At 36.7% G+C, this 23,396-nt stretch carries 18 protein-coding genes and 1 riboswitch; of the genes, 12 read left to right on the top strand and 6 right to left on the bottom strand.

From position 1 onward, the window contains the following. Positions 1–4: 4 nt before the first annotated feature. The 4 genes from XYLOR_RS08335 to folK are packed head-to-tail and all read left to right on the top strand — an operon-like array spanning position 5 to position 3,132. Positions 5–853: an undecaprenyl-diphosphate phosphatase gene (locus tag XYLOR_RS08335; RefSeq protein ID WP_036878394.1), complete on the top strand. Its 849-nt coding sequence runs from the start codon at positions 5–7 to the stop codon at positions 851–853. Continuing rightward, positions 853–1,560, top strand: a complete 708-nt coding sequence (truB, locus tag XYLOR_RS08330) for a tRNA pseudouridine(55) synthase TruB (protein WP_036878392.1) — start codon at positions 853–855, stop codon at positions 1,558–1,560. The genes XYLOR_RS08335 and truB overlap by 1 nt, the downstream gene beginning before the upstream one ends. 16 nt (positions 1,561–1,576) lie before the next feature. Then, positions 1,577–2,719, top strand: coding sequence for a tRNA preQ1(34) S-adenosylmethionine ribosyltransferase-isomerase QueA (gene queA, locus XYLOR_RS08325; RefSeq protein WP_036878390.1), 1,143 nt, complete (start codon positions 1,577–1,579; stop codon positions 2,717–2,719). Continuing rightward, positions 2,719–3,132 (top strand): 2-amino-4-hydroxy-6-hydroxymethyldihydropteridine diphosphokinase, encoded by a 414-nt coding sequence (gene folK / locus XYLOR_RS08320; RefSeq protein ID WP_036878388.1) that lies wholly within the window; start codon positions 2,719–2,721, stop codon positions 3,130–3,132. The genes queA and folK overlap by 1 nt, the downstream gene beginning before the upstream one ends. Positions 3,133–3,196: 64 nt before the next feature. On the opposite strand, the gene rpsO is transcribed toward folK, so the two are convergent. Beyond that, positions 3,197–3,466, bottom strand: a complete 270-nt coding sequence (gene rpsO / locus XYLOR_RS08315) for a 30S ribosomal protein S15 (RefSeq protein WP_036878386.1) — start codon at positions 3,464–3,466, stop codon at positions 3,197–3,199. Between the two features lie 185 nt (positions 3,467–3,651). On the opposite strand from rpsO, the gene typA reads away from it, so the two are divergent. Together typA and XYLOR_RS08305 are read left to right on the top strand one after the other, a co-directional pair. Next, positions 3,652–5,454 carry a translational GTPase TypA gene (gene typA, locus XYLOR_RS08310; RefSeq protein ID WP_036878384.1) on the top strand — a complete coding sequence of 601 codons (1,803 nt, stop codon included), beginning with the start codon at positions 3,652–3,654 and terminating at the stop codon, positions 5,452–5,454. Positions 5,455–5,589: 135 nt separating this feature from the next. After that, a complete protein-coding gene (locus tag XYLOR_RS08305; RefSeq protein ID WP_084608577.1) occupies positions 5,590–6,345 on the top strand; it encodes a porin family protein in 756 nt (251 codons plus the stop codon). Between the two features lie 29 nt (positions 6,346–6,374). Here the strand turns inward: XYLOR_RS08305 and XYLOR_RS08300 are convergent, their stop codons facing one another. After that, a complete protein-coding gene (locus XYLOR_RS08300) occupies positions 6,375–6,854 on the bottom strand; it encodes an S-ribosylhomocysteine lyase (protein ID WP_036878381.1) in 480 nt (159 codons plus the stop codon). Between the two features lie 5 nt (positions 6,855–6,859). Beyond that, complete coding sequence (locus XYLOR_RS08295; protein WP_036878379.1) at positions 6,860–7,546, bottom strand: 5'-methylthioadenosine/adenosylhomocysteine nucleosidase; 687 nt, start codon at positions 7,544–7,546, stop codon at positions 6,860–6,862. Between the two features lie 958 nt (positions 7,547–8,504). Between XYLOR_RS08295 and XYLOR_RS08290 the strand changes: the two genes are divergently transcribed. The 5 genes from XYLOR_RS08290 to XYLOR_RS08270 all read left to right on the top strand — a co-directional run bounded on the left by XYLOR_RS08290 (position 8,505) and on the right by XYLOR_RS08270 (position 15,957). After that, entirely contained in the window at positions 8,505–11,009 is a 2,505-nt protein-coding gene (locus tag XYLOR_RS08290) for a YfhO family protein (RefSeq protein WP_036878378.1), read from the top strand. A gap of 1 nt (position 11,010) precedes the next feature. Then, positions 11,011–12,234: a uracil-xanthine permease family protein gene (locus XYLOR_RS08285; RefSeq protein WP_036880950.1), complete on the top strand. Its 1,224-nt coding sequence runs from the start codon at positions 11,011–11,013 to the stop codon at positions 12,232–12,234. A gap of 71 nt (positions 12,235–12,305) precedes the next feature. Continuing rightward, positions 12,306–12,400, top strand: a riboswitch (TPP riboswitch). 35 nt (positions 12,401–12,435) lie between these two features. Further along, a complete protein-coding gene (locus XYLOR_RS08280) occupies positions 12,436–14,721 on the top strand; it encodes a TonB-dependent receptor (protein WP_036878376.1) in 2,286 nt (761 codons plus the stop codon). 1 nt (position 14,722) lies between these two features. Continuing rightward, a complete protein-coding gene (pnuC, locus tag XYLOR_RS08275) occupies positions 14,723–15,304 on the top strand; it encodes a nicotinamide riboside transporter PnuC (protein WP_036878374.1) in 582 nt (193 codons plus the stop codon). Beyond that, positions 15,277–15,957 (top strand): thiamine diphosphokinase, encoded by a 681-nt coding sequence (locus XYLOR_RS08270; RefSeq protein ID WP_245601980.1) that lies wholly within the window; start codon positions 15,277–15,279, stop codon positions 15,955–15,957. The genes pnuC and XYLOR_RS08270 overlap by 28 nt, the downstream gene beginning before the upstream one ends. Here the strand turns inward: XYLOR_RS08270 and XYLOR_RS08265 are convergent. From XYLOR_RS08265 to ade, 3 genes are all read right to left on the bottom strand, one after another. Next, positions 15,954–17,912 carry a glycoside hydrolase family 97 protein gene (locus tag XYLOR_RS08265; RefSeq protein WP_036878372.1) on the bottom strand — a complete coding sequence of 653 codons (1,959 nt, stop codon included), beginning with the start codon at positions 17,910–17,912 and terminating at the stop codon, positions 15,954–15,956. The genes XYLOR_RS08270 and XYLOR_RS08265 overlap by 4 nt on opposite strands. A gap of 88 nt (positions 17,913–18,000) precedes the next feature. Continuing rightward, the gene (locus tag XYLOR_RS08260) at positions 18,001–19,851 is read right to left on the bottom strand and encodes a rhamnogalacturonan lyase (protein ID WP_036878371.1); all 1,851 of its coding nucleotides are present in this window, start codon (positions 19,849–19,851) and stop codon (positions 18,001–18,003) included. A gap of 414 nt (positions 19,852–20,265) precedes the next feature. Continuing rightward, positions 20,266–21,918 (bottom strand): adenine deaminase, encoded by a 1,653-nt coding sequence (gene ade, locus XYLOR_RS08255; RefSeq protein WP_036878369.1) that lies wholly within the window; start codon positions 21,916–21,918, stop codon positions 20,266–20,268. Positions 21,919–22,123: 205 nt separating this feature from the next. On the opposite strand from ade, the gene hflX reads away from it, so the two are divergent. Next, positions 22,124–23,377, top strand: coding sequence for a GTPase HflX (gene hflX / locus XYLOR_RS08250; protein WP_036878367.1), 1,254 nt, complete (start codon positions 22,124–22,126; stop codon positions 23,375–23,377). The last annotated feature ends 19 nt before the right edge of the window (positions 23,378–23,396 follow it).

Raw genomic sequence — 23,396 nt, 5'->3', positions numbered from 1 at the left:
TCTAATGACAATATTACAGACCATCATTTTGGCCATAGTTGAGGGACTGACTGAATTCTTGCCAGTATCATCTACGGGTCATATGATAATTACCCAAAATCTGTTGGGTATACCAAGTACGCCTTTTGTGAAAGCGTTTACGGTGATAATACAGTTTGGAGCAATCCTTTCGGTTGTTGTGCTATATTGGAAGCGCTTCTTCCGTTTAAATCATGAAAAGGCAGAAAAGGGTTCTTCTAACATTAAAAAGTTTCTTACTAAATGGGATTTCTATTATAAGTTGTTGATCGCTTTTTTGCCAGCTGCAATTATAGGATTTCTAGGTAATAAGATAATAGATAAATTATTGGGTAGTATTGAGGTCGTTGCAACAATGTTGGTAATAGGAGGTATCTTTATGCTTTTCTGTGACCGTATATTTAATAAGGGTGATGTTCATACAAAGATAACAAAGAAACGTGCTCTTTTTGTTGGATTATTCCAGTGTATAGCAATGATTCCAGGTGTTTCACGCTCAATGGCAACTATCGTTGGTGGAATGTCTCAGAAACTGACTCGCAGGGCTGCCGCAGAATTTTCATTTTTTCTGGCTGTTCCTACTATGTTTGCAGCTACATGTTGGGACTTGTTTAAATTGGTGAGAGATGGAGGAACAGCTGCTTTAACAGAAAATGCCGGTTCTTTAATAATAGGTAGTTCGGTAGCTTTTGTCGTTGCAATGCTTGCTATAAAATGGTTCGTAGATTTCCTTGCAAAATATGGATTTAAGGCTTTCGGCGTATACCGTATAATTATTGGAGGTTTCATCCTGATATGGCTTTTAACAGGTCATTCAATGATAATGTTTGATTAATGAATTTCAGTGAGGGAGAAATAATTTACATCAATAAACCTTATAGAATTTCTAGTTTTGGTGCACTAGCCAGAGTTAGAGGAATCATATCCAGAAAGGTTGGTGTGAAGAAAATGAAGACCGGACATGCGGGTACGCTTGATCCGTTGGCAACAGGTGTACTTATACTTTGTACAGGTCGTGCTACAAAACGTATAGAAGAGTTCCAATTTAAGACAAAAGAGTATACTGCAACACTTCAATTAGGAGCAACGACACCGAGTTTTGATATGGAACATCCTGAAGACGCAACTTATCCTACAGAACATATAACAAAAGCTCTGATAGAAGAAAAACTCAAAGGATTTATAGGCGAGATACAACAAGTACCACCTGAATATTCAGCCTGTAAAGTGAATGGTGACAGAGCCTATGAATTAAAACGTAAAGGTAAGGACGTTCACCTGAAGCCCAAAACATTACGTGTGGATGAGATAGAACTGACTGACTTTAAATCTGAAAATATGCAGATGAGTATTAGAGTAGTTTGTGGGAAAGGTACATATATAAGAGCTTTGGCGAGGGATATAGGTTCGGCTTTAGGAAGTGGAGCCTATCTTACGGCACTTTGTAGAACAAGAGTCGGAGACGTTAAAATAGAAGACTGCATAAAACTGGATGATTTTCCAGAATGGCTTGACAAACAAATAATAGAATTTAATAACTAGATATAGGAGAACCGATATGAAATTATCACAATTCAAATTCCGTTTACCTGATGACCAGGTCGCACTTTATCCACCTCTTCATCGTGATGAGTGCAGATTGATGGTCCTTCATAAGAAGAGTCAGACAATCGAAATGTTTAAGAAAGATGAGGATGGCAATGATCTTAAAGATGAAAACGGTAATCCGGTATATCTTGATTTTCGTAGTGTACTAGATTACTTTGACGAGGACGATACCTTTGTATTTAATGATACAAAGGTTTTTCCTGCACGTCTTTATGGTACTAAAGAGAAAACAGATGCTAAAATAGAAGTATTTTTGCTTCGTGAATTGAATCAGGATATGCGACTATGGGATGTCTTAGTTGAACCGGCTCGTAAGATAAGAATTGGCAATAAATTATTTTTTAATGATAATGGTACAATGGTAGCTGAAGTGATTGACAATACCACAAGTCGCGGAAGAACCTTGAGGTTTCTTTATGATTGCCCTCATGATGAATTTAAAAAAGCTCTATATTCATTAGGTGAGGCACCTCTACCAAGGTATGTTATTGACCATAAAGATGAGGATGGTAAATATGATCGTCCGGCAACACCTCAGGATATGGATGATTACCAGTGTATCTTTGCTAAAAATGAAGGTGCTGTAACTGCACCGTTTACCGGACTTCATTTCAGTAGGGAAATGATGAAAAGAATGGAAATTAAAGGCATCAACTTCGCATATATAACAATGCATTGCGGATTGAGCTATTTTAACGCTATAGAGGTTGAAGACCTCACAAAGCATAAAATGGATTCAGAACAAGTAAAGGTAGATGCAGATGCTTGTGGTATCGTAAACAAAACGAAAGCAAGCGGCCATCGTGTTTGTTCAGTAGGTACTAGCGTGTTGAGAACTACAGAGACAGCAGTCGGTACAGACGGAATGTTGAAAGAGTACGAAGGATGGACAAGTAAGTTTATCTTCCCTCCATATGATTTTGGATTGTCAGATACGTTGATTGCAAACTTTTATCACCCTGAGTCAATCTTTATGATGTCAACGGCAGCATTCGGTGGATATGATCTTGTTACTGAGGCATACCAGAAAGCACTTAAGAACGGTTATAAGTTTGGATGCTATGGCGATGCCATGCTGATTTTGAACGATTAATGCATAAAGTCTATTTGAGCCTCGGTTCGAATATCGGGAACCGACGCGAAACGATACTTAAAGCGATAGAAAAAATAAAAGAGCTGGTTGGCAATGTTGATTGCCAGTCAGCTCTTTATGAGACAGAACCATGGGGTTTTAGTTCCGAAAATATGTTTATAAATGCTGCAGTACGCTGTATCACTGAACTTACGCCCAGACAAGTATTGGAAACGACACAAAGAATAGAATGTGAATTAGGGCGTGTTCATAAATCCATTAATGCAGAATATCAAGATAGAATTATTGATATAGATATTCTTTTATATGACGATTGCCATATAGACGAGCCCGATCTTAAAATACCACATCCTTTTATGAAAGAAAGAGATTTTGTGATGAAACCATTAAACGAAATCCTCAATAAGAAATAAAAAGAAGAATCCCTGCAATGTATTATTGCAGGGATTCTTTTAATAGCCTTAAGCAAATCTGCGCTTATTTACGCAGACCCAAAGCCTTAATGACTGCACGGTAACGATTGATGTCGCGGTCATACAGATAGTTGAGCAATGCACGACGTTTTCCTACCAATTGAGTCAAAGCTCTTGCCGTAGTATAATCTTTACGGTTCTTCTTAAGATGTTCCGTCAAATGGGAAATACGGTATGAGAACAATGCTACCTGGCTCTCTGCAGAACCGGTATCAGAGTTAGACTTTCCGTATTGTCCAAAGATCTCTTGTTTTTTTGCTTGATCTAAATACATAGATTTGTTTAATTTTATTGTTTATATTTCTTAAAACGCTGCAAAGGTACAATAAAATATTTATTTTGACAAACTTTGAGCTACTAAAATAGGTAAAATATAGGTTTTTTTATAAAATATCCACTCTTATGACACCTTTCTCAATTATTATTTGTACCTTTGCATCCAATTTTTTAAGGTATAATATGCAAGATATCAGAAACATAGCAATCATTGCCCACGTAGACCACGGAAAGACTACGCTTGTGGACAAAATGATGTTAGCGGGAAATTTGTTCCGCGAAGGTAAAGACATGAGTGGTCAGGTATTGGATAGCAATGATTTGGAACGTGAACGTGGTATCACAATCCTTTCAAAGAATGTTTCAATAAATTACAAGGGCGTGAAAATCAATATTATCGATACTCCGGGACACTCGGATTTCGGTGGTGAGGTAGAGCGTGTCCTTAATATGGCAGATGGTTGTATTCTGCTGGTAGACGCTTTTGAAGGCCCGATGCCTCAAACACGTTTTGTACTACAGAAGGCTTTGCAGATTGGTTTGAAGCCAATTGTTGTTGTAAACAAGGTTGATAAGCCAAATTGTCGTCCTGATGAAGTGTACGAAATGGTTTTTGACCTCATGTTTTCTCTTAATGCAACTGAAGATCAGTTAGACTTTCAGGTTGTATATGGTTCAGCCAAGAACGGATGGATGAGTGAAGACTGGAAAAAACCTACAGATAATATACTTTATCTATTGGATAAAATCCTAGAGGTTATACCTGCTCCTAAAGTTTTAGAAGGTACACCTCAGATGCTTATAACTTCTCTTGATTATTCAAGTTATACAGGCCGTATAGCTGTAGGTCGTGTTCATAGAGGCGTTTTGGCCGAAGGTATGAATGTTACCCTGGCTCATCGTGACGGTAGCATGGAGAAAACTAAGATTAGAGAGATTCATACATTCGAAGGTATGGGACATGTAAAGACTGATAAGGTACAAAGTGGAGACATCTGTGCTATTATTGGACTTGAAAAATTTGAGATTGGTGATACCATCTGTGATTTTGAAAACCCTGAACCAATGACTCCTATCGCTATAGATGAGCCAACAATGAGCATGCTATTCACTATTAACGATTCTCCTTTCTTTGGTAAAGAAGGGAAGTTCGTTACAAGCCGTCATATTAATGATCGCCTGCAGAAAGAGTTGGAGAAAAACTTGGCACTTCGTGTAAGGACTTTTGAGGATTCTACTGATAAATGGGTCGTTAGCGGCCGTGGTGTGTTGCACCTTTCTGTTTTGATTGAGACTATGCGCCGTGAAGGTTATGAACTACAAGTAGGTCAGCCTCAGGTAATATATAAAACCATAAATGGTGTGAAGTGTGAGCCTATTGAGGAACTTACAATCAATGTACCTGAAGAGTACAGCAGTAAAATGATTGATATGGTTACTCGCCGTAAGGGTGAAATGACATCTATGGAGAGTCAGGGTGAACGTGTTAATATCGAGTTTGATATGCCATCACGTGGAATTATCGGTCTTCGTACTAATGTCCTTACAGCCAGTCAGGGCGAAGCCATCATGGCACATCGCTTCAAAGAATATCAGCCTTTCAAGGGTGAAATAACTCGCCGCCTTAATGGTAGTATGATAGCAATGGAGACAGGAAATGCTTATGCTTATTCTATTGATAAACTTCAGGATCGTGGAAAGTTCTTCATTGATCCGGGTGAAGAAGTTTATGCAGGAGAGGTTGTCGGAGAGCATGTTCATGATACCGATTTGATTATTAATGTAACAAAAGCAAAGCAGTTGACAAATACTCGTGCTAGTGGTTCTGATGATAAGACACGTATCGTACCGCGTACAGTGTTCTCTTTGGAAGAAGCTCTTGAGTATATCAAGGAAGACGAGCTTGTTGAGGTTACTCCTAAAAGTATGAGAATGAGAAAGCTTTGTCTTAATCATCTTGATAGAAAACGTAATAATAAAGATTAATTTACTACAATAGTTAAAACGGCATGAAACGTAATATGTTTCATGCCGTTTTTTATTTTATAATATGTATATAAATTAATACGGTATGAAGCAATATCTTTCGCCTTATTGCGTTTATCTTGAAAAGCTTCTATTATGAGAAAAATTATAGTAATGGTATCCATCGTGGTTTTTGCCATAGCGGCTAAAGCCCAAACCCGTGTTGGCGAAATATCAATATATCCGCGTGTAGGAACTAGTATTTCTAATTTTACAAATTATAAACTAGGGATATCAACTGATATGGAAAAAGGTAATAGTAGTAGTTTGAAATCTAATTTTAAGCCAGGTTTTACAGCGGGGCTTGAAGCCGAATATCAAATTACACCTGTCGTAAGTTTGTCTCTCGGTGCAATGTATACTATGCTTGGAACAAAATTTAAAGACCATACTTCTCAGATTGGTAGCGAATATAATGGATTGAGCAATAATTCTCAGGCAACTGGTTCATATTATGGTATCGGCGATCATCAAATAAACCTGCAGTATATAGACATTCCACTTCTTTTTAATGCATATGTTTCTCAGGGGCTTGCTATAAAAGCAGGTATTCAAGTTGGTCTTATGTTAGATGCCAGAGCTAAAGACGATGAAACACTAATGACCAAAACAACGGCAAACGGCTCTACCACTATTACACACGGTGATACCGAATCTATGGATTATAATGTAAACAGCTATTTCAATAAAGTTGATTTCTCAATACCAGTAGGAGTATCTTATGAATATATGAATGTGATAATGGATGCCCGTTATAATTTTGGACTTAGTAAAATATTCAATTATACCGATTCTCCAAATTCCAAGAATAGTTTCTTGACAGTGACCTTCGGATATAGGTTCAGGTTATAAATAAAAAAGCTTCATTTGTAGTGAAGCTTTTATTTTGGGTAAGTTAGATTTTCGTCTGTAATATTCTCAAGTACTTCCTCAAGAAACTTCATAGACTCCCATTTAGCCATTGGAAGGTCATGCAGTAACCAGTTACCGCAATCTTTAGGGGCTGCGCCAGGAATGTCTCCTTCGAATTCGGCTACAAACCTGAATGTCTTTTTCATTAGTTCAACAATATCCTGGCTCTCAAAGTCACCCTTAAGCAAAAGATAATTACCAGTAAGACAACCCATAGGTCCCCAATATATTATCTTATCTTTCCAGTCTTTGTCATTGCGCAAGTATGTTGCGGCTAGATGCTCTATCGTATGTATTGCACCTTGATGGATTACAGGTTCGCGATTAGGCTCTTTCATTCGGATATCAAATGTAGTAACTGTTTCTCCACCTACAATGTCCTTTCTTGAAACATATATTCCACGTTTCAGACGGTTGTGGTCTATTGTAAAACTAGGTATCTTATCCATCTTGATTAATATAGACTTTCAATAAAGTTCTTTGTAACATTAAAGGAATCATTTGCTATCGTATCCCAAAAGTTATTATATTGCTCGGTCGAAGTGCCTGACAGAGGCAGGTCGCTGATTATACGGAAACTTATAAAAGGAACCTGATTTACAAAACAGGTATGTGCAATGGCACCTGATTCCATGTCAACAGCCATAGCTTCAGGGAACTTTTCAAGAATAGACTCCATCTTCTCTTTGGTGTCAACAAACCAGTCGCCACTAACGATAAGTCCCGGGTGAATCTTATGCTCGTATTTTACAGACATAGCCTTTTCCAGCATCCTTTTATTGCATGTGAACACAGCTGGTAAACCTAACACCTGTCCATATTTGCATTCAGTTCCACACCATACATCATGATAGCATATAGATGAACTTACCACGATGTCCCTTATATTTATATTCTTATTCGTTCCGCCTGCAACACCTGTCGAGATGATAGCATCGGGTGCGAACAGACTGATCATATCTTCAGCGCCTATAGCAGCATTAACTTTACCTATACCGCATTTTTGTATCACTACGGAATTATCTCCTATGCGGCCCGAGATAAACAGTTTGCCATTCTTGGATATTTCAGAGGCACCTTCAAACAAACTCTTTACCTGTTCGAATTCCTTATCCATAGCAATTATAATACCAATTTTCATACCTATATTATTTTTTCTTTGTTGATGCAAAGATACAAACTTTAATGTAAAAAAATGCAGTAAGATGGTAAATAAATGAATGTTTTATGACTAAAATTTTGTTTTGTATTAATATTACCAGATTTTTTACCCGATAATCTGCATATTAATACACTCATATGTGATAATGGTTATTTATTCTGGTGAATAGTTTAAAAGTTATTAGTGTTTTGCTTTCAGTTATCCCTTAAGAGACTGACTGTCAGCACCTTCGGCTGAAGGCAACTTTTATACTCATATTACAGCCATCTTTTTTCATTAACTTTTGCCGATAATATCAGCATGTAGTTTTGTTACTCTTTATAAGCGTAGATCTATTATGAATAATTGAGACGTTTTGTATGGTAAATCGTTGACATTATAAAAAATATGTATAGTAAATAAGTAATTATAACTAAGCAAATGTATATCTAATGCATATGTAATAAATAATAAAAGTTATCCTCTTAGAACTTTTGACGACGTCAAACGATTGTGCGACCTTCGTCAAACGATCGTTCGACCTAGGTCACACGACTGTAAAGAATTGTTGTAGGGATAAAGCCACATAGTTTTTATGTATTCAAAAGGGTCCCGTTATGAGTTATTAATTACCCTTTTAAAATCAATTTTTATGATAAAATATGGAAGGCGTTGAAAAAAGATGGCTGTAATATGAGTATAAAAGTTGCCTTCAGCCGAAGGTGCTGACAATCAGTCTCTTAAGGGATAACTGAAAGCAAAACATAATTTTATTTATTAATAAAAAATTGGTCTTGTGATGATATTTAATGCATGATATATCAATTTATATATTGATAAAAGCCAAAAGGTAATACAATTATCATAAAATCAAAAAAAGACGCCTTTTATTTTGTATTTTATCTAGGTTTACAGTATCTTTGTACCCGAATTTCTAGAAATACAAACAAAATATCTTATGAAAGCATGGAAACAATGTTTGCCTGATATCCTGGCAATACTCCTTTTTGCGGTTTTATCGTTCGCTTATTTTTTTCCTGCAGATACAGAAGGCAGAATATTGTATAGGCATGATTCTTCAGCCGGACGTGGTGCAGGGCAAGAGGCATCTGAATATTATCAACGTACAGGTAATATAACTAGATGGACAAATTCTTTGTTTGGCGGAATGCCAACCTATCAGATGTCACCTGCATACAAGAGTTCAAAAGGACTTGATGTAGCAACTAAAGCATATCATTTGTGGCTTCCTGAAAACGTGTGGTATGTGTTTGTATATCTATTGGGATTTTTTATCCTATTAAGAGCATTCGACTTCAGGCAGTCGCTTGCCGCCCTAGGTTCTATAATATGGGCATTCTCCAGTTACTTCTTTATAATAATAGCAGCGGGTCATATCTGGAAGGTTATGGCACTAGCCTACTTGCCTCCAATGATAGCGGGACTCGTACTTGCGTATCGGGGGAAATATCTTAAGGGGGGACTTGTCACCGCTATATTTACAGCTTTTGAAATAAATGCCAATCATGTACAGATGACATATTATTATATGTTTATCATACTTTTCATGCTTATCGCATTTCTTGCAGAAGCTATTCGTAGCAAACAAATGGCTAATTTCTGGAAAGCAACGGCAGTATGTATTGTCGGAGCCGCATTAGGTATATGCCTTAATATATCAAACCTGTATCATACATGGCAGTATGGTCAGGAGTCAATGCGAGGTAAGAGCGAATTGGTTAAGAAAAATAAAGGTAATCAGACCAGTTCGGGTCTAGACCGAGATTATATAACCCAATGGAGTTACGGTATAGATGAAACTTGGACGCTTCTTGTTCCAAACACAAAGGGTGGGGCATCAGTTCCTTTGTCAGAGAATAAAATAGCTATGGAAAAGGCTAATAATAATTATTCTCAGATATATCAGCAGTTAGGGCAATATTGGGGCGAACAGCCAGGAACAAGCGGTCCTGTATATGTGGGTGCTTTTGTACTTATGTTATTTATCCTCGGATTCTTCATCGTAAAAGGACCTATGAAGTGGGCATTGCTTGGTGCCACGATATTATCAATATTATTGGCATGGGGTAGGAACTTAATGGGATTCACCGACTTCTTCCTTGATTATGTACCAATGTACTCAAAGTTCAGGACGGTAGCCTCTATATTAGTTATAGCCGAATTCACAATACCACTTTTGGCTATGATGGCTCTGAAAAAGATAGTGGATGAACCTGAAATACTTAGCAAAAAGATAAGATTCTTATATATAAGTTTTGGCCTTACTGCCGGTATAGCACTTTTGTTTGCGATAATGCCTACATTATTCTTTTCAGATTATGTATCGTCTAGTGAGATGCAGGCCATGGCTCAGATACCTGGTGACCAATTGAACCCATTGCTGGACAATCTTCGTGAAATGCGACGTGCAATATTTACAGCCGATTGCTGGCGTTCGTTCTGGATTATAGTAATAGGTACAGCATTCCTGTTACTTTATAAGGCAAAGAAACTAAAATCGGAGTATATGGTTGGTGCGATAGCAATATTGTGCCTTGTCGATATGTGGCAGGTCAATAAACGTTATCTCAACGATGATATGTTTGTAGAAGAGAGCCAACGCGAAACTCCACAGCAGAAGACCGCAACAGACGAACAGATCTTGAGAGATCATTCTCTTGATTATCGTGTGCTTAACCTTTCTTCTAGTACATTCAATGAGAACGAAACATCATATTATCATAAAAGTATCGGTGGATATCATGCTGCAAAACTGCACAGATACCAGGATATGATAGATACCTATATAGCACCGGAGATGCAGAGTCTGTTTAAGGCAGCAGCTACAGCCCAGGGTGATATGTCGAAAGTTAATGGTGATAGCATATATCCAATATTGAATATGCTTAACACGAAATATTTCATATTCCCATTGCAGAATAATAAGACCGTACCATTACAGAATCCTTATGCTTTTGGTAATGCATGGATGGTTGACAATATTACATATGTAGATAACGCTAATGAGGAGATTGAAAAATTAAGTAAAATAGATCTCCATCACGAAGCTGTGGCAGACTCTAAATTCAAAGATGTTTTAGGTACAAGCAAGAAACAGGGAGCTGTGTCTACTGCAACGCTAAAAAAATACGAACCCAACAAGCTGGAATATGAAGTAAATTCTACATCAGGTGGTGTACTGGTATTCTCTGAGATATACTATCCTGAATGGACTGCAACTGTAGACGGTGCTCAGGTCCCAATAGGCAGAGTAAACTATATACTGAGAGCAATTAATATAAAGCCGGGTACCCATAAGGTTGAACTTTCATTCTTCCCCAAATCAGTGGATACAACAGAGAATATAGCGTATGCAGCTTATGCCATTCTTGTGATAGCCGTATTGCTTATAATATTCTTTGAGTGGAAAAAGAAAAAAGGAACCAACTCACAAAACAATTAATATGGATGTCAATAATTTGTCGCCACTGCGTAAAGGAATAGTAGGTGTACAATTCCTGTTCGTCGCATTTGGCGCAACAGTTTTAGTTCCTCTTCTTGTAGGACTTAACCCTTCGACTGCTCTTTTTACAGCAGGTATCGGAACATTTATCTTTCATTTCGTAACAAAAGGGAAAGTGCCTATTTTCTTAGGAAGCAGTTTCGCATTTATTGCACCAATAATTGCAGCTACAAAAGAATGGGGCATGGCTGGTACTTTGGCAGGACTTACAGGCGTGTCGCTTGTGTATTTCTTTATTAGCTTTATTGTTAAGTTACAAGGCAAGAAATTTTTAGACCGAGTTTTTCCGCCGATAGTTATCGGACCTGTAATTATACTAATAGGTCTTACATTGTCAAGCAGTGCCGTTAATATGGCTAAGTCTAATTGGATATTGGCATTAGTTTCATTGATTACGGCTATAGTTGTGCTTGTGTTAGGAAAAGGTTTGATAAAACTTGTGCCTATAATAAGTGGTATAATTGTAGGATATATCATTGCTGTGTTTATGGGTATTATAGACTTTACGCCGATAATTAATGCACCATGGATAGCATTACCTGATTCATTGGCACATTTTCACTTACCTGATTTCCAATGGGGACCTTTTATATACATGATACCAGTAGCAATAGCACCAGTTATTGAGCATATAGGTGATGTGTATGTAGTAGGGGCCGTAGCAAATAAGGATTTTGTAAAAGACCCGGGACTACATCGTACTTTGCTAGGTGATGGTATCGCTTGTTTAGTGTCTGCTTTATTGGCCGGTCCTCCGGTAACAACATACGCAGAAGTAACAGGAGCGATGTCTATAACTAAAGTAACAAGTCCCGTAGTAATAAGAATAGCAGCAGCAACGGCATTAATTTTCTCTGTAATAGGAAAACTAAGTGCATTGTTACAAACCATTCCACAAGCGGTATTAGGTGGCATAATGTTATTGCTTTTTGGTACTATCGCAAGTGTGGGAGTGCGAAACTTGATACAGTCACATGTGAACCTAGATCATACACGTAATATAATTATACTTTCAGTAACTTTGACAATGGGTATTGGAGGTGCAGCGTTGTCTGCAGGTAATTTTTCTTTGTCAGGTATAGGTCTATCAGCAATAGTTGGTGTGTTGTTAAACCTTATATTGCCAAAAGAAAAAGAAGTAGAAGAAGTTAAAATAGACGAGTAAACAAATTCGTAGTTTTTTATAAAAGGTGCAACATTTTTTGTTTTAAATAAAAAATGTTGTATCTTTGCAACCAAATTTAATAGGGGTGCCCGAAGTCTCGGGCTGAGATTAAACCCTCGAACCTGATCCGGGTAATGCCGGCGTAGGGAAACAGGACATAAAAAGACCCCCTTTTTGTGTAATTTAAATTAAGGTTTAAAGATGAAAAAGATCGTGTTGCTAGCAGCAACTTTCGTATGCTTTTCACAAGTGTACGCAGAGAATCCAACCATTCAGAAGAAAGATTCTCTAACAAGCATTAAAAAGACAGGTATGAAATCTGTATTGCTTCAGGATGTACAAGTCGTATCTACTCGTGTAGGTGCTAATACACCTATAGCAAATCAGAACTTTGTAAAAAGCCAAATCAATGCAGTAAATTTTGGGCATGATATGCCTAGCTTACTTTCATTAACTCCATCAGTAACATTCTCTTCGGATGCTGGTAATGGAATTGGATATACTGATATTCATGTACGAGGCACTGATGCTACACGTATCAGTGTTACAACCAACGGTGTTCCTATAAACGATGCGGAAAGTAGCAAAACGTATTGGGTTAATATTCCTGATATAGTATCAAGTGCCGAAACGATACAGATTCAGCGTGGTGTTGGTGCATCTACAAATGGTTCGGGCGCCTTTGGAGCAACCATAAATATTCAGACAGATAATATAGGTGTAAAACCATATGCCGGTGTTGATCTAAGTGCCGGTTCTTATGGATCTCATAAAGAGACATTTCGTTTTGGAACAGGACTACTGGGTGGTCACTGGGGATTTCAGGGACGTCTGTCTAATATAGGCAGTGATGGATATATAGACCGTGCATCAACAAAACTTAATTCTTATTTCATGCAAGGCGGGTATTTCTCAGGAAATACTGTGGTTAAGTTTATTACCTTTAATGGTACCGAAAAGACATATCATGCTTGGGATTATGCTTCTAAAGCCGATATGGAAACATATGGCCGTACTTATAACCCATGTGGACAGTATAATGATGCCAATGGTAAAACAGTGTATTATAAAGACCAGACCGATAACTATCATCAGCAGAATTATCAGTTGATATGGAATCAAGTCGTTAATTCTTATTGGAGTTCTAATGTAACTCTTCATTATACTAATGGATATGGATATTATGAACAGTATAAAACAGGACAAAAGTTAGCAAAGTATACCCTAACAGATGATTTCTCAATAAAATCAGATCTGATACGTCGTAAGATAATGGCAAATAACTTCTATGGATTTGTAGGTAGTCTTAATTATGATAATAAGAAAAACCTTACATTATCATTAGGTGGTGGATGGAACAAATATGATGGTGACCATTATGGTCAAGTGCTATGGGTAAGAACTTTTAGTGGAAGTCTGGAACCCAATCATGAATACTATAGGAGTAATGGAATAAAATATGATGGTAATTTCTTTGGCAAACTCAATTATTCTTTATTTAAAGGTTTTCATACTTATATAGATTTACAATATCGTCATGTGGGTTATACCATGACAGGCACATCTCAAGAGTATGACGAAAAGAATCTGCAGAAATTGTTTAATATAAACGAAAAATATAATTTCTTTAATCCTAAATTCGGCTTATATTATGATATAAATAACAATAATACTGTATATATGTCATATGCTATTGCCCATAAGGAACCCACCCGTGATGATTTTGAAAATATGATGGCGGAGTCTGAGTATGTAGCACCAAAGTCAGAACGTCTTAATGATTTGGAACTGGGATATAAATACCAGAGTAAAATATTCTCAGCAGGAGCAAATCTATATTACATGTGTTATGACAATCAGTTTGTACCGACAGGAGGTCAAGATTCAAACGGCGAAATGGTAGTTCGTAACGTGAAAGACAGTTACCGTATTGGATTGGAGTTGATGGCTGCCTTAAATCCTTTTAAGGGCTTTAACTGGAATGCAAATGCAACATGGAGCAAAAACCGTGAAAAGAATACAAATCTTAAAACTATTGATAATAATTATGTCAATGTAGGTACTACTCATCTGGCGTTCTCCCCTGATTTTATATTTAATAATATATTTTCTTATGAATATAAAAAGCTTAAAGTTAGTGTTATGAGCAAATATGTAGGAGAACAGTATATGACAAACTCTAATTTCCGCACTTATATAGACGAAGATAATAATAAAGAGATCAGTACAATGATAGATTCATATTTTACTACAGATATAGACCTTTCATATACATTTAAGATTAAAGGACTTAAGAGCTTGACATTGGGATGTACAATTTATAATCTATTCAATGAGGAATATGAAAGTAATGGTGGCTGTGCTTTATTTTTCAAACAAGACAATGGTAAAGTTGTAGCATTTGGTAATAATGACTTTTGGTCATACTCTGTATATTCTGCACAGGCGCCAATTAACTTTATGGCGCATATGTCATTAAACTTCTGATATGGAAACTCTTCAGATACTCGATATTCTTGCAACGATTGTAGGATTAGTCTATATCTGGCTGGAGTACAAGGCTAGTATATATCTATGGTTATTGGGCATAATAATGCCCGCCATAGATATATTCAAATACTTCAAGGCCGGACTTTATGCTGATTTTGGAATGGCCATATATTATCTTCTTGCTGCTGTATATGGTTTCATTATATGGAAATTTTTTAAGAAGAAGGGACAGGGAGAAAGTATGGAAATGCCGATAACGCATTTCAATAAAAAACTTATAATGCCTAGCACTCTTGTCTTTTTTGTGTCATGGTCTGCAATATACTTTATACTAGTACGTTTTACAAACAGTACAGTACCATTTACCGATAGTTTTGTCAATGCCCTCAGTTTTATAGGATTGTGGGCTCTAGCCAGGAAATACGTAGAGCAATGGCTAATATGGATATTGGTAGATGCAATAAGTTGTGCACTTTATGTCTATAAAGGTATACCATTTACTGCAGCTTTGTATGGACTTTATGTGATAATTGCCATATTGGGGTACTACAAATGGAAGAGAATGATGATAAAACGATGAACTATCCAATTATAACAAAAGACTATAAAGCCGGCGCAGTGATACTTGCTGCCGGTGATTATCCTAAAAATGAAATACCATTATGTATTCTAAACAATGCTGAATATGTATGTTGTTGCGATAATGCGGCTGTAACATATATAAAAAATGGGAATATACCTGATGTTATAGTTGGTGATTGTGATTCTTTACCTAAGGAATTCAAAGAGAAATATTCGGATAAGCTAAAGGTGGAAGTCGAACAGGAATTTAACGACCTCACAAAAGCTACTCGTTTTTGTATTTCAAAAGGATATAAGGATATCGTTTATATTGGAGCTACAGGAAAAAGAGAAGACCATACCTTAGGAAATATAAGTCTGATTGTATGGTACATGCAAGAGTTTGGCATATATCCTATTATGGTTACAGACTATGGATATTTTGTTACAGCAAAAGGTTTAAACAAATTTGGTAGTTTTAAAGGTCAACAAGTAAGTATATATAATCTAGATTGCAAAAAAATAAATGGAACAGGATTTGATTGGCCAACTTATGCATATCAGTGGATATGGCAAGGTACATTAAACCAAGCCACCGGCAATGAGTTTGAACTCGATGCCGATGGCTCGTATTTAGTATATCGCACTTTTGATGCTAAAGATAAACTTTAGGGTACAAGTATTATAGCGCCCATGGCCTGTATAAAGACCTTAGCGATTCCGTTCTTGCCTATTTTCATAGTTTTTACAACAGATGTTGGTATTTCCTTACCTTTCTTCTTGTTATCTGTATAATATTTGACTGTCTTTCCCGCTAACATAGGAACCTCAATATTAAGGGCCATTTCTTTATCGGTACCATTCAGTCCTGCTACATACCAATCGTTTCCATGTTTTCTGGCAATTACAACATATTTAGTAGGATATCCTGTTATATACTTTGTATCATCCCACGTGGTCGGGATATTCTTTAAAAAGTCGATTTCAAATTGCGGTAACTCTTTAAGATTATTTGGTTGTATGGCTATACAGTTAATGCTGCACTGATTTATAATGCCGGCTGCCATCTCAAAAGTATCAGACGTACGTCTATAATTGCGGCTGTTGTTATCCTGGCTCATCCTGCGGTTCATAATTACGCCACCCCAATCCATACTTGCTACAGCATTACGAGAAAATGGGTGCATTGTAAGTTCAAAACCTTCCTTATCACAATGATGCTGAGTGAAATATAAGTTCTCAGAAGCAAGAACAGCCTCACTACCAACATAGTTTGGATACATACGCTCCCAACCTCTAGGAATAGTGCAACCGTGGAAAATAACCTGTAGTCCATAGTCGTTGGCATCACTAAGAATATCTTCATAAAGTTTCATAGTCTCCTGTTTGTCACCACCGAAGAAATCAACCTTGATACCCTTTACGCCTATATCTTTAAGCCAGGCCATTTCCTTTTTTCTTGCAATGCTTGTATTCATGCAGTCGCGTGGAGATTGTGGCGCATCATTTACATACCCGTTTGAATTGTACCACACCATTAAATTTACTCCCTTGCTTTTTGCGTAATCAGATAACTGTTTCATTCTGTCTCGGCCTATCTGAACATCCCACCAGTTATCAACCAGAACATACTCATATCCCATTTCAGAAGCCAAGTCTATAAATTTAACCTGATCGTTATAGTTTACAGATTTGTCTTGCCATAATAGCCAACTCCATGTATATCTTCCTGGTTTATAATCTTGTGAAGGAGAGTATTGAGGTGCAGTTATATCATATGGTAGAGTTGTCTCTACAATTGGTTTTAAATCATTTCCAAGTGTAATTGTACGCCATGGTGTCTCGCCCGGTAAAGATATAGCAGCCCCATTTATACCAACGCCATTATTCTCACCTTTGTCAGGAAAAGCTATTGTATATCCTTTTTCAACATCATAATCACTAAGATGAGAACCACAGTATTTGCCGGTAACTCCTGTCTCGCTGACAAGAGCCCAACCATTATTGCCTATATGGAATAAGCAAGGAAATGTATATCCATGACTAAATTGCGATTTGACATTCATCTTAGAATCAGCGGTATATTCTTCTTCATAGCTAGGTTTTGTTCTTTCCCATCCTGTCATCGGACCAATTTGTGGGCAAAGGAATGTCGTTGTCTGAGCAGGAAAATTAAAGCTACTGGCTTCTGCCTCTATGATCATACATTTTGTATCTCCGTACCTTGGCATTGAATACTTGTATGCGATATTATTATTTGAAACTTGAAAAGTAACAGTAAACTCTCTCTTGTTACTGTTCTCAAAAGTAATTAAAGCCTGATTAGCATGATACTCAGAAACAGCTCTTTTTGTGCGGTTCATAGTATAACTGTTGTTCACCTCACTAGTAGCAACATCGTTTTTGAGTGTTAGTCCTTGTGTAAAATCCTCAATATTTGTCTTAAGGCCTAAATACGATTTAGTGAGCATCTGTTTACCCTCATAATTTACAGAATATTCAGCTCTGCCATCTTCATTACTTACTATAACGACTAATTTGCTGTCGGGCGATTTGATTAATACATCTCCAGCCATAGCCAAGCCAGCAGTCATTAAAGCTAGAGATAAAAGAATTTGTCTTTTCATGTTGATTTAATAGTTCTTTGTTATATTTATTTAATATGTTATTATTCAGTATGGACATGATTGGAATAAATAATCATGGTGTTGAAAACTATTTAAGAAAAGGATGTACCGTCTTGTCAGGTCCAAGATAAAATCCTGTCTCGGGAGGCTGATTATATCCAACGTTCTCAGTTGCGACACCTATACGATAAGGAATATCCTCTTCAAGACAATTGATGCGATAGTCTGTTGGTATCATAGATACATAGAGTCTAAGTTCGCTGCTGTCGTAAGTACGAGTTAGTACTTCTTCGCGCCAGTCACCAAGTATGTCAGCACTCAAGCACGGGTTTGACTTTGTCCCATTATTAAATTTGCACCCTTCAAATCTTTGAAGAGTATAACTAATGCCTTTATTACTATCATATTTAGTAATACTTTCATGATCTAACAATTCTCTTAGCAGGTCGCCATCCCACCAGATACCGAAGTTTGTTGATACTCCATATTTACGATGCCCGATAGACGGTTTACTAATAACGTTTCCTTTTATATTTCTTATTCCGCCGCTTGCACTGCTCCACATCTCAAGTCCTGGATTTGTTGGATCAATATCTGCAGCCATGCATCTTCCTACATCTTCATTACTAGGTATTTGAAATATAACTTTGCCTGTTTTTGCATCACGGAAATCAGATCCATCCCTTTTATTTTCATGACAGTCCCATACCTGCAGATTCTCTGTATTGGGATCGAAAGCAGTGAGATGTATAGCATCTCCATGCCCGAAACCTGTATTATATAGTCCATTCCCATTGTGGTCAACACACATAGCACCATAAGTTATTTCATCACATCCATCGCCATCAACATCTGCTATTCTAAGATTATGGTTTCCTTGTCCGGCGTACGACTTCCATTTAGGATTGTTTGTATCAAAAATCCAATGTTGCTTAAGTTCTTTGCCGTCCCAATCCCATGAAGTAATTACCGTACGAGTATAATACCCTCTGCAAAAGATAGCACTGGCATGTATGCCATCAAGATATCCAACGCCTGCCAGATACCTTTCACATCTGTTACCGTGATCATCTCCCCAATCCTTGGAATCTCCACGAGCAGGTATGTAATTTATAGTTTTTAGAGCTTTACCTGTCAGTCCTTCAAAAACGGTAAGATATTCAGGCCCCTTAAGAATACGACCCCTTTTGTTATCATTAGAAATCTCCCTATAATCTTTTGTACTATCTCCAATCACATTGCCTACACCATCAATTGTACCATCTGCCGTTTTCATTATAAGTTCAGCTTTTCCGTCTCCATCAAAATCATAAACGATAAATGGTGAATAATGAGCGCCTGCCCTTATGTTTTTCCCAATATTTATTCTCCATAGCCTTGTGCCGTCTATACGATAACAGTCAATATAATTATTACCGGTAAATCCTGCAAATGAATTATCTTTAGAATTAGAAGGGTCCCATTTAAGAATAATCTCGTAATTGCCATCACCGTCAACATCACCAATGCTAGCATCATTTGCAGAATATGAATATGTAATGCCATCAGAAGTAATGCCATCTGCAGGTTTCTGTATTTTTATAGGTATATATCCTATCGGTGAATTAGATTTAAGGCAATATGTTCCATTAACTTTTCCACCCTTAACTTCGTAATTAATATCGTTGGCTGATTTATAATTATCAATAAAAAAAGTTCCACCTTTTATGATAGACTGTTTGTTAATTTTTTCGCCATTACGGTATATATCGAAAGGTTCACCTTTTCCATCACTGTCAAGTGTACGCCAAGAAAGAATGTTATGAGTATCATCTTGCTTCACAACAACAAGTCCACGGTTTAGCTTTTCGTGCTTCAGTATGTTCATATTATATTTAGGTTGCGCCATTGCAAAACAACTGAATAACATGAAAATACCAGTAGTCAAATAATTTTTCATTGTTCGATTAGTAATAATTGTGCAAATGTATATATTAAATATTATATGAGCAAAGAATTGATAACAAAAAAATGCCCCGACACCAAGTCGGAGCACTTCTAGAGATGTGTTAGTAGATAGTTATTTATGTAGTATGTTTTTTGATTTCGCTGATTTACATCAACTGTGCAAAGATAGATATTTATTCAATCTGTTGCAAATATTTCTTCGTTTTAAATGCTAAATTTTACGTAAACGTTTTCATACTAATATTTTCTTGCATATAGTAAACACATATAATGATAAAAGACTATGTGTATAAATACGTCATGAAAGGTATATTGTATATGATTTGTACAATTACCTGTACTGCGCTTTATATGTATTAGTTTATAAAGCGAGTAACATTATGATGAGTTCGTATTATATAATTTTTTACTTTACGAAAAGAGATATGAATTTCATCTCCTTGCTGTCGAATAGTCCTTTATCGCTTAATTTGAGTTCTGGGATAACCAATAGGGCAAGAAAAGATAATGTCATGAATGGTGCTTTGTATAGACACCCCAATTTAGCAACAGTATCATTTAATATATTATATTTGCCGGCAACCTTTTCTCCATCACATATTGACATAAGTCCTGCAACAGGTAAAGGTAGTAATTCCCATTCATTTTTAAAGCCTGCAATTATTCCACCCTTACATTCTATAAGTTGATTTATTGCATATGTAAGATCGTCATCATTTGTACCAATAGCTATTATATTATGACTGTCGTGTGCTATTGTTGAAGCTATGGCTCCTTGCTTTAGATTAAATCCGTGAACAAATGCGACTTGTGGTACAGATGGTGTATAACGGTTGTATACAACGATCTTTATTATGTCACGGTTGATGTCTGATACAACAAAGCCATCTTCTATCTTAGGTGTTGCAATTATATTTTGAGTTGTAATATTTCCATCAGAAGTTCCAATGACATGTATTTTACATCCATCTGGACTAACGGTTAAGCTTTCAGAGCATATTTTGTTGGCATTGAATCTATTTGGAATCTTGTCATAAGCAGGTTTATGTATTGACATGTATTCTTCACTATATCCATTATTGGTATCATATACACAAACGCCATCAACATAAGTGGAAAGTATGTTGAAATTGCTTAAGTTATCAACAATAACAAAATCTGCATTATCATCCTTTTGCAATAAACCGACACTCAATTTATAATGTCTTACAGGGTTTAGGCTGCAGGCACGTAGTACATCAATGACATCATAACCTTGTGCTACGGCCCTTTTTGCAAGTTTGTTGATGTGTCCTGCAGATAAACTGTCAGGGTGCTTATCGTCAGAACAGAACATAACCTTATTAGGGTGTTTCTTTAATAGTCCTATAAGAGAATCAAAATTACGTGCAGCGCTACCTTCTCTTATCAATATGTCCATCCCGTTATCAATTTTCTCGATAGCCTCTTGTTCATTGTCACATTCATGATCGGTAGTTATTCCCGCACTGGTATATTTTCTTAACATTTCTCCAGAAATGTATGGCGCATGGCCGTCAACGACTTTACCGACAGCTAAAGTCTGTCGTATTTTACTGATGGTCTCTTCGTCATTATTTATGACTCCAGGATAGTCCATCATCTCACCTAATAAATGAAAATCGTCCATCTTTATCATTTCACCTACTTGTTGAGAGTTTATTGTCGCGCCCGATGTCTCAAAGGGAGTGGCTGGGACACAAGATGGAACGCTGAAATAAAACTTAAAAGGAACCTCTTTGCCGTCGTTTACCATATATTTGACACCCTCAAAGCCTAATACATTAGCTATCTCATGAGGATCAGCGACAACAGAAATAGTTCCACTTTTGACTGCCAATTTTGCAAACTCAGAGGGTATAAGCATAGAACTCTCTATGTGTATGTGTGAATCGATGAATCCGGGTATAATATAATTGTCGTAATCGCAAGAGCTATTTTCTTCCACATTAACAATCTTGTCATTCTCTACATACATTGCTCCGTTGAATATTCTTCGAGAAACTACATCAACAATCTTTCCCCTATAAATATGTGCCATATTTTGCTATTTTTTATCTCCTGTAATTACAACTTCTGATATTAATCTACAAAAATAGTATATTTTATATATATCAATTAATAAAATCAAAGAAAACTTCTAATTTAGTATAAAAGAACACGATAAACGAACATGAAAATAAACTATATTTTATTTTGTTCTGTCTTCATTTTGCATTATCTTTGCACATAATATTATATATCAGATGAAAGAATTTGTATTATCAGAGGCTAAGACCGAAACTGCCGTTCTTGTAGGACTTATTACTCAGGAACAGAATGAGGCGAAAACCAAAGAGTATCTTGATGAACTTGAATTTCTGGCAGATACTGCCGGTGCAGTTACTGTGAAGATATTCACCCAAAGAGTTGCTGGGCCTAACCAGGTAACTTATGTTGGTAAAGGTAAATTGGAGGAAATAAAACAATATATCAAGCAGGAGGAAGATGCCGAGCGTGAAGTTGGAATGGTTATCTTTGATGATGAACTTTCGGCTAAACAGATACGTAATATTGAAGGGGAATTGGGCGTGAAAATACTTGATCGAACTTCGTTAATACTTGATATCTTTGCTATGCGTGCACAGACTGCAAATGCAAAGACGCAGGTAGAATTGGCACAATACCGTTATATGCTACCGCGTCTGCAGAGATTATGGACACACCTTGAAAGGCAAGGTGGAGGTTCTGGCTCTGGTTCTGGTGGAGGAAAAGGCAGTGTAGGACTTCGTGGTCCTGGTGAAACTCAGTTGGAAATGGACCGCCGTATTATATTACAGCGTATGTCGTTGCTGAAACAGCGTATGGCAGATATAGACAAGCAGAAAATAACTCAACGCAAGAACCGTGGTCGAATGATTCGTGTTGCTCTTGTAGGATATACTAATGTCGGCAAATCTACTATAATGAATCTTCTTGCAAAGAGCGAGGTCTTTGCCGAAAATAAATTATTTGCAACACTTGATACTACTGTTAGAAAAGTAGTAGTAGAAAATCTTCCATTTCTTCTTGCAGATACAGTAGGATTTATAAGGAAGTTGCCGACAGATCTTGTTGATTCGTTTAAAAGCACACTTGACGAGGTACGTGAAGCTGAAATACTTTTACATGTAGTTGATATATCACATCCTGATTTCGAAGAGCAGATACAAGTCGTTGAGAATACGTTAAAAGATCTAGGCTGTGCAGAGAAACCGTCAATGATTATCTTTAATAAGATAGATGCCTATAACTGGGTAGAAAAAGAGTCCGATGACCTTACTCCAGTTACAAAAGACAATATTACTCTTGATGAACTGAAAAAAACGTGGATGGCAAAACTTAATGAGAATTGTTTGTTCATTTCAGCTCGTGAGAAGATAAATATAGATGAGATGAAGGACGTTCTTTATAAGAAGGTACGTGAATTGCATGTACAAAAATATCCTTATAATGATTTTCTTTATCCTGTTGAGGAATAAATGTCAAATTATTAATAGG

It is taken from the genome of Xylanibacter oryzae DSM 17970 (assembly GCF_000585355.1).
GTDB lineage: Bacteria > Bacteroidota > Bacteroidia > Bacteroidales > Bacteroidaceae > Prevotella > Prevotella oryzae.
Note: the sequence above shows the minus strand (reverse complement) of the source record. Positions and strands in the feature narration are given on the sequence as shown.